This window comes from Diplocloster modestus (genome assembly GCF_019042245.1).
Lineage (GTDB): Bacteria > Bacillota > Clostridia > Lachnospirales > Lachnospiraceae > Diplocloster > Diplocloster modestus.
On the sequence record NZ_JAHQCX010000007.1, the window covers coordinates 155566 to 169122 of the forward strand.

At 51.8% G+C, this 13557-nt stretch carries 11 protein-coding genes; 2 read left to right on the plus strand and 9 right to left on the minus strand.

The genetic code is table 11. The features are described from left to right. Positions 1-29 precede the first annotated feature (29 nt). The 5 genes from KTH90_RS12190 to KTH90_RS12210 all read right to left on the minus strand — a co-directional run bounded on the left by KTH90_RS12190 (position 30) and on the right by KTH90_RS12210 (position 4574). On the minus strand, positions 30-983 hold the full coding sequence (locus tag KTH90_RS12190) for an SHOCT domain-containing protein (protein ID WP_238726866.1): 954 nt from the start codon (positions 981-983) through the stop codon (positions 30-32). Between the two features lie 3 nt (positions 984-986). Then, positions 987-1541 carry a LemA family protein gene (locus KTH90_RS12195; protein ID WP_158352871.1) on the minus strand — a complete coding sequence of 185 codons (555 nt, stop codon included), beginning with the start codon at positions 1539-1541 and terminating at the stop codon, positions 987-989. Positions 1542-1644: 103 nt separating this feature from the next. After that, positions 1645-2451, minus strand: a complete 807-nt coding sequence (locus tag KTH90_RS12200) for an LptM family lipoprotein (protein ID WP_238726867.1) — start codon at positions 2449-2451, stop codon at positions 1645-1647. 126 nt (positions 2452-2577) lie between these two features. Then, the gene (locus KTH90_RS12205; RefSeq protein WP_238726868.1) at positions 2578-3843 is read right to left on the minus strand and encodes a sensor histidine kinase; all 1266 of its coding nucleotides are present in this window, start codon (positions 3841-3843) and stop codon (positions 2578-2580) included. Beyond that, complete coding sequence (locus KTH90_RS12210; protein ID WP_158352874.1) at positions 3840-4574, minus strand: LytR/AlgR family response regulator transcription factor; 735 nt, start codon at positions 4572-4574, stop codon at positions 3840-3842. The genes KTH90_RS12205 and KTH90_RS12210 overlap by 4 nt, the downstream gene beginning before the upstream one ends. A 173-nt stretch (positions 4575-4747) precedes the next feature. Between KTH90_RS12210 and KTH90_RS12215 the strand changes: the two genes are divergently transcribed. Then, entirely contained in the window at positions 4748-5437 is a 690-nt protein-coding gene (locus KTH90_RS12215; RefSeq protein ID WP_238726869.1) for a response regulator transcription factor, read from the plus strand. A 21-nt stretch (positions 5438-5458) separates the two neighbouring features. Then, positions 5459-7414 (plus strand): sensor histidine kinase, encoded by a 1956-nt coding sequence (locus tag KTH90_RS12220; RefSeq protein WP_238726870.1) that lies wholly within the window; start codon positions 5459-5461, stop codon positions 7412-7414. 49 nt (positions 7415-7463) lie between these two features. Here the strand turns inward: KTH90_RS12220 and KTH90_RS12225 are convergent, their stop codons facing one another. The 4 genes from KTH90_RS12225 to KTH90_RS12240 all read right to left on the minus strand — a co-directional run bounded on the left by KTH90_RS12225 (position 7464) and on the right by KTH90_RS12240 (position 13468). Next, entirely contained in the window at positions 7464-9836 is a 2373-nt protein-coding gene (locus KTH90_RS12225; RefSeq protein ID WP_238726871.1) for a hypothetical protein, read from the minus strand. A gap of 65 nt (positions 9837-9901) precedes the next feature. Next, positions 9902-10852 (minus strand): ABC transporter permease, encoded by a 951-nt coding sequence (locus KTH90_RS12230; RefSeq protein WP_158352878.1) that lies wholly within the window; start codon positions 10850-10852, stop codon positions 9902-9904. Beyond that, positions 10849-11946 carry an ABC transporter permease gene (locus KTH90_RS12235; RefSeq protein ID WP_238726872.1) on the minus strand — a complete coding sequence of 366 codons (1098 nt, stop codon included), beginning with the start codon at positions 11944-11946 and terminating at the stop codon, positions 10849-10851. Before KTH90_RS12235 ends, KTH90_RS12230 begins: the two co-directional genes overlap by 4 nt. Continuing rightward, complete coding sequence (locus KTH90_RS12240) at positions 11939-13468, minus strand: ABC transporter ATP-binding protein (protein WP_158352879.1); 1530 nt, start codon at positions 13466-13468, stop codon at positions 11939-11941. The genes KTH90_RS12235 and KTH90_RS12240 overlap by 8 nt, the downstream gene beginning before the upstream one ends. Positions 13469-13557: the final 89 nt, after the last annotated feature.

The following is a 13557-nucleotide window of genomic DNA, read 5'->3' on the forward strand; positions in this document are numbered from 1 at the left end:
ATTATTTCTTCTGCATTCCGCTGTACTCCTTAAATTCTAAGGAGTTGACGTTTTTTGGCAGTAAATTCTTCCTCTGTGATGACGCCGGAATCCAGCAACGCCTTGTATTTCTGGATCTCGCTGACGGTGTCACCCGCAGTCGGAGTCTGAGCCGCCATGGACCGAGGCTGGTCGATGAAAGCTCCTTTTACGGTATGGAGCTCCTGTGCGTCCGGATTAAGCAGAATCATCAGGCCACTGGAGAGTGCGTACAGCTCTTCGGTCATCTCTTGATATTCTTCTAAATAATCCCGGATACTGGGATAATGGGCGTGAAACGACGGTCCATCCCATGTCAACTGATAGTACGGCCAGTAGGGATGCTCCATAGTCAGCACCATATGAAACTGACCAACAGGACCGGGCACCTCGAACCTCGGCTCCGGGATATAGGGGCGTGGGGGCGGTGAACCGTCCCGATCCCCATCCCTCTGCTCCATCATGCGTTCTATGCGTTCCATCCGCTCAAATTCCTGCCGATCCCGTGTGAAACGGTCAATATCCGTCTGAATGGCGCCCACCCGGTCAGGGACATCGCTCTCGTAACAGCGCAAAGCGTCTTTGCCGCCTTCCAGCAGCGGACTTCTATCCTCCCAAATCTGAAAGCCCTTCAGGCAGGAAGCCTCAAAGACCAGGTGGTCACTCTTTCCCTTGAGGCGAAATAATCTATGCTCCGCGTCTATCACGAAATCGTCGTCTAAAAAACTGAAATCATACCGGGCTGTCTCCGTAAAGATATCCCGCAGGGACTGGTTTTCTTCATAGAATGTCATGTACTGCCGGAACTCCGCTAACGACATCTGTTCTGCCCTTCCATCCGGCAGATCGATTTTTCGGTCACACTCCTTGCAGATGGGCATATCCTCGATTATCGTGGGGAATAGTCGTGGCGTGGGACTACCGCAGATAGGGCATAGTTTTTTGTTATTACTAAAAAGGCCCATAAATCATTCCTCCATATCCGGCATGTCTGCCTTTTCCTTAACAGCCTCCAGATAATCCCGCTGGTGAAAGCCAAGCATCCCGGCGATCAGGCTGGTTGGGACCATCCGGATAGCTCTGTTGAGTTTCGTAACACTATCGTTGTAGATAAGGCCGCTGGTTTGCACCATCTTTTCATAACTGTCAATCGCGTTCATGAATCTAGCGTAGGTTTCGCTGGCTTTCAACTCAGGGTACCGCTCGGCTACCATGGAGATACGGCCCAGGTTCTCGCTTATGACCTCTTCCTGTTTCAATACATCGTCAGGCGCAGACTTTGCGGTGATAACGCTACGACGAGATTTGATGGTTTCAATCAGTGTCTGGTACTCGTGGACAGCATAGCTCTTGGTCAGATCCACCAGAGCCGTCAGCGCGTCAAAGCGGGAGGAGAGTTGTACGCCGATCTGGCTCATGGCGTTGTTGATGTTCTCGTCCATAACCGCCAGCTTCCGCCGGGTGGACATAACCCAGCTAACGAGCAGAACTAAGACCAGAACGATGATGATTAAAATTGCCACAGAGACCTCCTTTCAGTAAAAAAACATGATTCTGGGAGCGGAATTTTTTACTATGTATTTGCCGTATTACGCGAGGCCCCCTATCGGTCAGCTGAACCACAAATCATTCCTCAGAGCTCTGCGTAAAATAGATGGCGTTTAAGCCCGTGTTGTCTGGAAATAGCATCATCACCGGTGTGCCGCCAACATCCGTGAACAGGGCGGAATACACAAGCTCTGATTCGGAATTGGCAAACTCGATACTAAAAGTGCCCTCATCTACCTGTACGTAAGTGCCCTCCAAAGTGCCGCCGCCCTGTAGCATACTGACGTTTTTGTCGTCTTTGAATAGGATCTGCAGCGAACCGCCGTACTGCTCCAACGCGGAAACAGCATCTTCCTCGTTCATTTCCTGGCCGTTAAGATAGCCGCCGGAGAAGTCCCAGCTGCTGCCGGGAATATTTTCTGGAATCGAATAGAATTCCAGGGTATCCAGAAGACTGACGCCTGTGCCTGCAGCCCCGGTGCCGCCCTCCGCGGAAGCATCAGTGCCGCCTTCTGCGGCATCCTCCGTATCGCTCGCGGCAACATAAGGCTCGGAAACTATCGCGCTCATGTCACCTACCCAGGCATAGAGGTCGTCGCAGCTCTTTTTCAGCTCGTCGATCTGCTCCTGGGTCGCATCGGAGGGTTCTTCAATGATTGGCTTGATGGTGTTTATTTCATCCACGATTTCATTCAGGCCATCGGCAATCTCCGTATCCTGATTCCATCCGTTTTCGGTAGCTCTTGTGACCATGTTATTATAGGCGTCGGCCAGAGAGTTGTAGCTCTCGGTCAATGCCGCAACATCGGGGCCAGAGTCACCGCAGGCCGCCAGGGGCAGAACCATCACAACAGCAAGGATTGTTGCAAAAAACTTTTTCATCATACATTCTCCTTTTTGATTACTTTATGTACTTCACATCGGTATTCGAGTAAAGAATAAACCAATATTCCTCAAAAATGGGCGACTTAGCATGAAACGAACGAAAGCTGCATCGAATCGACAGTATGCTCAAAGAAACAATCGCAAGATAAACTGGCCATCCCGGGCAGAAAAGGAATACACTCCGCCATACCGCTCCACAATAGCACAGATGCTGTGCACGCCAATACCGTGGCCCGGCTGTGTGGCAATAGGCAGCCCATTTTCAAAGTTAACCGTCGCCCCGCAGGGATTTGTCACCTGCAGGAAGAGCCTTTGCTCCTTTTTATAAGCACGTACATCGATCAGGCGGTCTCCTCCAGTCAGTGTACTGCAGGCATTCAGCGCATTTTCCAGAGCATTGGACAGCAGCACACACAAGTCACTGTCCGATACTTCCAGAAACATCGGCAGCGCCGCCTGGACTTTTACGGTAATCCCCGCATTCGCGGCCCGGCCGGCAAAAGCGGAAAGGATAAGGTTTACTGTCTCATTCTCACAAAAAACCTGTATTTTTTGGGCCTCAATCCCCGCACAGATACCTTGGATATATTCCTGGGCCTGGGTAATCTGCCCGTTCTCCATGCAGGCTAAAAGGTATTGCAGATGGTGGCGCAGATCGTGGCGGTAAGAGCTGGCCTGTTTCTGGGATTCCCGCAAGGCGGAAATTTCCCTGATGGACTGAGCCACCTGGATGTGCAGGCTATTTTGTATCTGCTCCATTTGGAAGCGTTTTCGTTCCTCCGCCGAGCTATACAATAAAAACACCAAATAAGCCACGCAGCAGACAAAGGGCATAAACTCTAACACCGCCGGAACGCCCTGGGCAAGCAAGTTTGTGTACACCGTCGTCAGATAATCAAACCCATAGTAGATCGCTGGAATCAGGCCGAAGTGCCATTGGATCCGGAACGGCCGCTTTTCAATGGAACAGACGGCGGGGGCTATATAGTGAAGCAGGAGCAGCAGCAGCGGCAGTGTAATCATCAACTCCACTGCTGCCTGAGCCAACTCGTCCCTGTGAAACAGCACCACGGCAAATAGAGCCAGCCATCGGCGCAGCTGACAGCACAAATAGGCCGTCAGCACACAGAGGACCGGCCACAGCCGCTTGCGGGTTATCGCAGACAACAGCAGCGCCAACGGCAGATGGGTAACAAGGGGATAAATCTTTTTTATAAGTGCCGCGTCCCAAATGTTATAGATGCATCCCTGCAGGATCAGCAGCACAGCCAGCCCCACAGCGATGATACGCCGATTGCGCCGGCTGCAAAAAGCGCTGCAAAAAGCCGCGGACAGTACCCCTCCAAAAATTCCAACAGCAAGGCTGTTTGCAAGCACCACCCAATTATTCATAGCATTGATTCCTCACTTTGAAACGCGTACTCCAGAAAGGTCTGTTTAATCTCCGCGTATTTACCCCGCGGAATGGGAATCTGCGTCAGACAGTATAGCGTGATAGCACGGTAGGAGATGTTCTGTATGTAATCCATATTGACGAGATAAGAACGATGGGGACGAATAAAACCACCACGCTTGAAAATCTGTCTGCTCAGCTCTTCCATACTGCCACTGCTCTCCAGTACCTTCCCACTGCTCAGATGCAGCAGAAGAACCCGGCCGATCACCTCACAGTATTCCAGCTGAGTAAGATTGATCCGAGTGATCCCGTCTTTACATTTCAATATCAAACTGTCGCTCTGGGATTTGATGCATTCGGCTAGGACAGAATCCATCAGGCGGACGAAGCTCTCTTCCCAAATGGGCTTGAGCTGATAAAAGTATGCCCCCACTACATAAGACTGTACGGCAAACTCTTCCGAGGAGGTGAGAAAAATAATTTTCACAGACTTGTCCCAGGTGCGGATCTCCCTGGCCGTTTCGATACCGTTTTCCCCCGGCATTAGCACGTCCAGGAACAGGATATCGTAGCGTGTCCCCCTCTCAATCCCGGCCAGCAGTTCCAGGGGACTATTGTAAGTCGTATATGCAATTTCCCGGTTGTGCGACACACGATACCGGTCCACCAGCACACTCAATTCGTTCAGGACCAGCAAATCATCGTCGCAAAATGCGATTTTTATCATAAAATGTCTTCCCCCAACGCCTGAGGACAGGCGCACTATTTTTATCATATAGTAACAAACGCGGATGCATAAAAGGGATTTTTGAAGAAATCTTCAAAAATCCCTTTTATCTTGTAACCGGGTGTATAATACGATAAAATAAATCTAGATTTTTACACAGGGGAGGAGAGGTCATGTTTCGTATTTTGATGATTGACGATGAACCATGGCTGTTGATTGCACGCAAATCGTTTTTAGAGGGAAAAGGCTGCCGTGTGGAAACCGCCCAGACGTCTGGAGATGCCATCGCCCACCTGGTGCGGGATACCTACGATCTGATCTTGCTGGATGTGAAAATGCCTGACATCAGCGGCTTCGGCCTCTGTGGGGAGATCAAAAAGCTCTCCCAGGCCCCCATCGTGTTCCTCAGCAGCCTCACCGAGGAGGCAGACCAGCTCCAGGGCTTTGCCGTCGGTGGGACAGACTATATCCAAAAGGACTGCCCCCATGAATTGTTTTGGGCAAAACTGCAAGCCAGACTGGCCGCCAACCAGGGGGCGGAATCTATCCGCGTATTCCCGCCGCTTTCCTTGGATTTCCAGCGTCAACGTGCCACCATCCACGGAGCGGATCTTACCCTGACCCAGAGTGAATTCGCGCTGCTCACCCTTCTCTCATCCCGTCCAAGGGACATATGGACGGTAGAAGAGCTGTTCCGGGCCCTCTGGGGCTCGAATGGCGCGGTGGACGCCCAAATAGTGCAGGGGCACCTCTCACGGATGCGCCGGAAAATAGAAAGAGCTTTCCCTCGACACGAGTTTATTGAAACTGTGTGGGGAAAGGGCTATCGGTTTGTTCCTACGGAGATTGCAGATGGGCGATAAGCAGAGAAGGAGGGGGCTGATATGAAAACGGCAAAGTGGACGCATCTGCTATCAATCACGTGTTTGGCGGCGCTGCTATTATTCTTTGGTATGCTCTTCATTGCCGATAACAAATACCAGTCGCCCCCTCCCTATGGAAATCGGGGGATAATAGCGCTGACGGAAGCGGACATCACCCGCGACACGCCCCTATTTTTAATCGACGGCTGGCTGCTGACTGATGCACGGGTCACACAGCTCCCCACCTACATTGGACAGTTCGGCAGCCTGCAGCGGGGTAACCAAACGGTCTCTCCACACGGCGCGGCTATCTACGAGATAATCCTGCGCTACGACGGCGCACCTGTGGAAGCGGCACTAAGCTTCCCACAGCTCTTTTCCCGCCATAGCATCCGGCTGGATGGTATTGTACTGTCCGAGGGTATCGGAGGGGCAAGGATTTCCTTTTCCCTGACGCCCGGGAATCATCTGCTGACGGTGGAGACAGCCTCTACTCATGGCTATTACAGCGGTATGTACCACCCTCCCGCATTAGGTACACCAGAAACAGTCTCCCATATGATGCTGGTACAGTGCGTGGCGTATGCTCTGGCCTTTTTTGCCCCACTGACCCTAGCGTTGTTCACACTTACATTGTGGCGTTCGGCAAAGGACCGAGCCGCGTTTTGGTTTGGGCTGCTGTGCTGCTTCTTTTCCCTATACGTGTCTTACTACTTTGTACACCTATTCCGCCTGCCTGTGGAGGAATACTGGTATATAGCACAAAGCGCGGCTCTCTACGGCCTGTGCTTTTGCACCATACGGCTAACGGCCCTGTTTGGCGATGTAGCCGGGAAGCGTTTCGCTCTGTTTCTTCAATGGATCGGAGGGCTCTTCCCACTCGTCCTGCTGGCCCTGGCGCTGCTCATCCCCGCTCAGGCCTGGGCCGTCCGGCTTCACAGCGCAATGACCGATCTTTTCTATTTCTTTACCTTTTGCGCTGTGGTGGCACTGACGCTGAACAGCCGGGAAACTGAAAACTGGGAGCGGCGTTTTTCCAGGCTTGGCTGTTGCGTTTTTGGCGTGGGACTGCTCTGTAATCTGTTCACATCCGAGCTGTTCTCCGCCTTGTTTCTTGACCGTAACCTTTTTGAGCCCATCCGCTTTTTCTGGCAGTTTGAGTGGTGTGGTCTCTTGCTGGTAACTATCTTTGGCGCCATGATGGCAGCCCGCAACCGGCGCATCCTGGCGGAGAACGCGGCATTCCAAACACATTTGGAGGAACTGGTACAACAACGCACCGCGGAACTGACCAACCTGATGCAGGAGAGAAAAGCGTTTTTTGCCGACATGGCTCACGACCTGAAGGCCCCCATCTTTGCTACCGGCTCCTTCATTCAAGCCATCCGGGAGCATAATACTGGTGTAGACACCGAACTCTCAAGCTACATTGACCTGGTAGAACAAACTCAGCAGGAAATGGCCCGACGGGTATATGGGCTCACTGAATTCAACAAAATTGACGCTCTCTCAGATCCCTATGAGGCAGTGTCTGTCAAATATCTGCTGGAAGAAACATATGAGCTGCATCACATGGCAGCGGAGGTGCAGTCAGTCTATCTGATTATAGAACCGCCGGAAATTGACGGGCAGATTTACGCACAGCCCAGGAAGCTGGACATTTTATTGGAAAATCTGATTTTTAATGCGTTGAAGGCCACCCCGCCAGAGGGGCAAATCACTCTTTGCGCACAACTGGACGCAAGTTTCTGTCACCTTACGCTGACTGATACAGGCTGTGGTATCCCCTCAGAGGAGCTGCAGCAAATCTTCAATCGATTCTTTGTTGGCAAACAAAACGTCGGTACAGGCAGCGGATTGGGCCTCTTTATCGTTAAGTGTATCGTGGAAAGCCTGAAAGGTGAGATCCATGTTTCCTCCCAGCCGGGGCTCGGCACCGAGTTTAGTATCAACTTGCCCTTGTTGAAGCAGCTATAGATAATACAAAGAGGACGCTATTGCGTATTACAAAAGCGTCCTTTTTGTATTATTTCTTAAATTTAAATAACTTTAAAATAGTTTTTCCCAGCTTCGCAAGCAGCCCTGTCCCACCTCTTCTGGCAAAGGATATACTTGCCGCAGTAATAACGCAGCATCCGCAAAACACCGCCGTCACGGGCCCAATGATCGTAGGCGCTGCTAAACTGGCAGGATCCCCGCGCAGCAGGGTCTCCTCCGGCTGCGGGACGGGTTCCCCAGATGGTTCCGAATGGTCTTCCTTAGCAGACTCCAGCTGAAGCTCTGGCGGCTGCCCGGTCAGGGAAGCGGAATTGTTTGCTGACGTTGATTTCTGGAGAGGTTTCTGCAGCGCAGAGATGTCCGCCATCGCAAGGTCGTCTTGTACAGCGGATGGCCGCTCTGTAGGATTAGGCTGCGTCGGTTGTGGCGGCTGCGTCGGTTGTGGCGGTACCTCTTCGTTGTCTCCGGGCAAAATTATGATAGAAGATTCCATGTCAAGCGGTGCCTGCTCTTCCAACGGCCGCAGCCACTCCCTCTGGCCGCCGTTATTATCATCGCCGTCCTCAATCTCCTCATAACCCGTTCCGGAATTATTTTCTCCTCCCTCATTGTCCGAGGGATCCGGATATTCATATGGCAATGGATATTTCCCGGGCCAGGGCAGTTCCACCCGTTGACCGTCAAAGGTACCTCCCTCTATCTCCAGCCCAATCGAAAAGCTGTCAATCTGTCCTTTCAGATATGCGCTGTAAGGGTATTCGTCCGCCTGCAGCAGGTCAATATAGCCGTACAGCGCATGAGACTGATTGTGGTCGATGGCTCTGCGCTCCAACAGATCACCCAGCTCCATCCTTTTCTGCCCCACCCGGGCATAAGCTTTGATAGAAGTCGCACCGCTAGGCTTGTTCCAAAAGGCCAGGGACAAGGGGGCATCAAATTCAGGATTCATTATTTCATCTTCCCGCTCGCCTTCGCCATTCCAGTCTTCGTCCTCCAAATCCAGATGATAGGCGCGCAGAACGGCCTGGGGTGCGGCTTGCTCCGCTACTGGGTGGATCACCAGACGGATCTCGTCCGTGTCATATCGGTTCCGGAAGGTAAGATCTGCAGGAAGCGTATAGGTTCCAAGAGCTGTTTTCACCGCTGTGCCCGCTGGGATTTTCAGAGGCTCTGCCATATCCTCCCAAACCAGCATCTCGCCAGGCGTCAGGATAAAATCCGGAAATTCTTTCCATTTGACGGGGCAGCTCACATTGCCAAAGGCAAAGTTCTCTTTGGTATCCTCATCCCAAAGCACCACCCGAACCGGCACCGTATCCGGTAAAAGGGCCCTGATCTCTTCCGCCGTAGTGTTCTCGCGAACCGTCAGCCGATACTGTCCATGGGTAAAGACTTCCCATCTGTCATAATAGTCCTCGTCCTCCTCTGATCCGTCGGCGGGCGGCATTGAACTAAAATCGACCAAATCAAATGCAAGAGACGCACGGGGTGTCAGCTCCAACGGCATCTGAATCTTTGCGCGGGACAGTTCTACTGCCTGGGAATGATACATCTCACCGGCTTCGGTAGTTATTTCCATTCGTAGATAAAAAGAGTCTTTCTCACATGCTAAGAAACTTTTCAGTGGCTCCTCGTAGGATACTGCCACAGTTTGATTCTCTAAATTCTCCAGGGCGTCTTCCTCATCACTCCCCAGAAGCCCTAATCCCCATCTTATGGGATCGTCCCCGCCGATGTACTGATACGTTCCTTCTGCTCCGTCCCAGGAGTAGGTTGGGCGTACTTGCACCACATTAGGCGGAAAGTCGCTAAAATGTCCCTTGACTGAATAACCATACCAGCCCATCTGGAACTTGACAAAAAATGGCGGCGGGTTGTCTGGCAGCTCATAGATATTATCGTGGGAAATCCGTACCGGCTCCAAGTCCACGCTGTTCCATTCATCCCCGACGGTATAAGATACTTTAATATAGATACTGTTAATCATTTCGGCTATATATGAGGATACCGGCATCTCGTCCAGGTCATAACAGAACAAGGTGATTTCCCCGTTTTCGCCCACAGAGTTCTCAATCTCGTCTTCCGTCCAGTATATGCTGTTCCATTCATCGTATTCTATACCGCCGATAGAATTGCAGACAGAAATCAGGGACAAACCAGACGGCGCATTTTGTATGGTAACATAGAGCCCCGGATGGTCGCCTTCTGCCATAAGGTTTGCGGTCACAGTGGGCCTCTCAGGCGCATGGGTCTTAACTGAATCGTATGGCGTTGGAGATGGCGCCTCTGTCACATTCGCCTGCCCTGCCGGGCTCTTTTCTGATATTGCAAACACTGGGAATCCGTGAATCAAAATCAACAGTGTTGTAAGCAGAACTGCAACTATCTGTTTGCGTCTCATAAATACTCCTATCTGCATGGCTGTATATCGTCCTGTCAAAAGGACATTGACTTCTATGAATTCCTCTAGCGTTCTTCTCTGAAGTAATTCACACCGCAGTTCTCCGGCTGGGAGTTTTCTTTCTTCTCCCGGATGGAATTTACCACGAGAACTACCGCTGTCACCAGGAACGGCAGCATATCATAAAAGGCGTTGGGCACCGGGAAGCTTTTCGGGACATAGTACTTCAGAATACGGAATGCTCCGAATATAAAGGAACCGTATATGGCATATACAGGCTTCCAGTTGGCGAAGATAACCAAAGCCACCGCGATCCAGCCTAAGCCGCCCACGCAGTTGGTGATCCATACGCCTCCGTTGGTAATCATGATCGTATAGGCGCCGCCGATTCCGCAGATTCCGCCGCCAATGATCATATTGATATATTTCCATTTCGTGACCTTGATTCCGGCCGCATCCGCCGCCGCGGGATTTTCTCCGATGCTCCGGACATTGAGTCCCGTCTTGGTGCGGAACAGGTAGACACTCAAAATAACCGCGATGATAATCCCCAGATAGACAAAAGGGTTATAGGAAAAGAGCAGGTCTCCCAATACCGGAATGGAACTCAGACCGGGGATCTTTACTCCTCTCATTTGAGCGGTGATCTGTTCCGGCAGCTTTAAGGTCCCGGTCTCTGATTTTCCCAGCATGTAAAATCCGATAAAATTAGCCAGGCCGATACCGAAGATGGTGAGTGTGAGCCCGGTTACATTCTGATTCGCCATAAAAGTGACGGTCAAAACGGCGTAGATCAATGCGCCAAAAGCGCCGCCGGCAAATGCTGCCAGCATAGCGATCCAGAAATTATCCGTCATATAGCCGACCATGAATCCGGAACAGGCTCCGATGGACATCATTCCCTCTACGCCCAGGTTTAAATGACCCACCCGCTCGTGGAGAATCTCCCCGATCGTTCCGAACAGAAGCGGTGTCCCGGCCAGTACGGCCGCTACCAGAAAATTTATGATATTCATTTGTTCGCACCTCCTTTTTTCCGGGTAACAAATCGATAGCGGATAAAGAATTCACAGCCCAGCACAAAGAACAGGATGATTCCCTGCAGGACATCGGAACAGTCCGCGGAAAGCCCCATAGAAGATTCAACCACGCTGCTGCCTTTTTCCAATATGCTGAACAGTGCGGTGACTACCAGGATGGAGACCGGATTTAACTGTCCCAGCCACGCCACGATGATGGCGGTAAAGCCCACACCCCCGGCCACTCCGGTGGCCAGCGTGGTATCGGAACCGGCAGCCTGTACCATACCGGCGATACCGCAGATGGCGCCGCTTAAAAACATGGTCCTCAGCACGATTTTTTTCACGTTCATCCCGGCATAGCAGGCCGTTGGTTTACTGATCCCCACCACACCGATCTCGTATCCCTGCTTGGTATACCGCAGATAAATGTATACTACAACCACCAGCACCAGGCCGATGATCCAGCCTGCCTGTACACCGAACACTTTGTTCAGCTGTGCATTGACATCAAAGGTAGCGATCTTCGGAAAGCCCCCGGACTGAGGGTCTGCCCATGGACCGTCCCGGAAAAAGACAATCATATTTAACGCGATATAATTTAACATCAGGGTAAACAGCGTCTCATTGGTATTAAATTTCACCTTAAAAAACGCGGGAAGCAGTGCCCATAATCCGCCGCCCGCCATACCTGCCACAAGCATGGCGGCAAGCAGCAGCCAGTGCGGCCAGTCCGCATGAAACAGGGCGAAATAGGTGGCAAATATAGCCCCCATTATAATCTGCCCTTCCGCGCCGATGTTCCAGAACTGCATTTTAAATGCCAGCGCCACACCCAGAGAAGTGATCAGCAGCGGTATCATAATCTTCACCGTGGCCTGTATCGCCATTCCGCTCCGGAAGGCTCCGTAGATAATTGTTCCATACACCTGAAAAGGATTATATCCGATACACAGCAGGAACAGGCCCCCGGCCGCGATAGCCAGAAGCAGCGCCACGATCCGCAGCAGAAATGTCCTGTTTTTCGATAGCTCCGCCCGCTTCACCGTGCGGATCAGCGGTTCTTTCCTTACTCCGGTTTGACTACTCACCTACGGCCACCTCCTTTGCCATTCCTGTCATCATAAGCCCCACCTGTTCTTTGGTCGTATGCTCAGCCTCCACGATTCCGGTAACCTCCCCATGGCACAGTACCAGAATCCGGTCTGCCAGTTCTAACATCACATCCAGATCCTCTCCGATCAGCAGCACAGCTACCTGTTTCTTCTTCTGCTCGTTGAGCAGATCGTAGATCAGATAGGATGAATTGATATCCAGCCCCCGGACCGGATAGGCCGTGATCAGAACATTGGGCCCGGAACCAATCTCCCTGCCCAGCAGAACCTTCTGTACATTACCTCCAGAGAGCATCCGAACCGGTGTCTCCACATTCGGGGTCATGATCTCCAGATCCTGCACCAGCTGTTCCGCCAGCTCTTTTGCCGGTCTCCGGTCAACAAACAAGCCCTTTTTCTTCCGGTAAGTCTTCAGCAGCATATTATCCACCATACCCATGGCCGATACCAGACCCATTCCCAGCCGGTCCTCCGGTACGAAACTCATTCGGATTCCCATCTCCTGAATCTGCGCGGGAGTTTTTCCTATCATATTTTCCTGCTGGTAGCTGATCTCGCCGCTGACCGGACGGATCAGACCGGCCAGAGCCTCACACAGCTCCTTCTGCCCGCTGCCGGCGATTCCCACGACACCCAGGATCTCACCGGACTTCATATCAAAGCTTATATTTTTCAGAGCCTTCGTCTTATCCGCCCGGTCCACATTCAGGTTCCGGATCTTAAGCACGCAGCTTTTCTCCTCCACCTTCGGACGGCGGATCGATAACTCCACCGGACGGCCGACCATCAGCTCCGTCAGTTTCTTTTCATCGGTCTGTGAAGTCATGACCGTATCGATGCTTTTTCCCTTGCGCAGGATCGTCACCCGGTCGCTGATCGCAAGCACCTCGTTGAGTTTGTGGGTGATGATAATGATCGCCCGGCCCTGCGCCCTCATTTCCCGCAGGATGGCGAACAGCCTTTCCGTCTCCTGGGGAGTGAGCACGGCCGTGGGTTCGTCCAGTATCAGGATATCCGCTCCCCGATAGAGGACTTTCATGATTTCCACCGTCTGTTTTTCACTGACCGACATATTATATACTTTTTTCTCCGGGTCGATCTCCAGACCGAATTTCCGGCTGATTTCCTCAACCTTTTCCCGAAGGACTTTCGCCTTTAGCAATTTTTCCTGCGTTCCCAGCACGATATTATCCATCGCGCTGAATATATTCACCAGCTTGAAATGCTGATGGATCATTCCGATTCCAAGGGATGCGGCATCCGTGGGGGAATTGATCATGGCCTCTTCCCCTCCCACCCGGATCGTCCCCTCGTCCGGATGATAGATACCGGACAGCATGTTCATCAGCGTCGTCTTGCCGGAACCGTTTTCTCCCAGCAGAGCCAGTATCTCCCCGTATTTCAGATTCAGATTAATTCCGTCATTTGCCTTCACCGTGCCGAAGGATTTTGATATCCCCTGCAGCTCGATGGCGTATTTTTCTTCTGACTGAGCCATAGAATCACCTCTCCTTTGGTTGTTAAAAAACATTGCAAAACCCAAGACTCACGCTTGAAGCTTTGCAATATATTTTATAGCTATGAGCA

Coding starts and splice junctions, on each gene's coding strand:
- KTH90_RS12240 (WP_158352879.1), bottom strand. CDS start 13,468: ATGGCTCAGTCAGAAGAAAAATACGCCATCGAGCTGCAGGGGATATCA.
- KTH90_RS12210 (WP_158352874.1), bottom strand. CDS start 4,574: ATGATAAAAATCGCATTTTGCGACGATGATTTGCTGGTCCTGAACGAA.
- KTH90_RS12230 (WP_158352878.1), bottom strand. CDS start 10,852: ATGAATATCATAAATTTTCTGGTAGCGGCCGTACTGGCCGGGACACCG.
- KTH90_RS12220 (WP_238726870.1), top strand. CDS start 5,459: ATGAAAACGGCAAAGTGGACGCATCTGCTATCAATCACGTGTTTGGCG.
- KTH90_RS12205 (WP_238726868.1), bottom strand. CDS start 3,843: ATGAATAATTGGGTGGTGCTTGCAAACAGCCTTGCTGTTGGAATTTTT.
- KTH90_RS12215 (WP_238726869.1), top strand. CDS start 4,748: ATGTTTCGTATTTTGATGATTGACGATGAACCATGGCTGTTGATTGCA.
- KTH90_RS12190 (WP_238726866.1), bottom strand. CDS start 983: ATGGGCCTTTTTAGTAATAACAAAAAACTATGCCCTATCTGCGGTAGT.
- KTH90_RS12200 (WP_238726867.1), bottom strand. CDS start 2,451: ATGATGAAAAAGTTTTTTGCAACAATCCTTGCTGTTGTGATGGTTCTG.
- KTH90_RS12225 (WP_238726871.1), bottom strand. CDS start 9,836: ATGAGACGCAAACAGATAGTTGCAGTTCTGCTTACAACACTGTTGATT.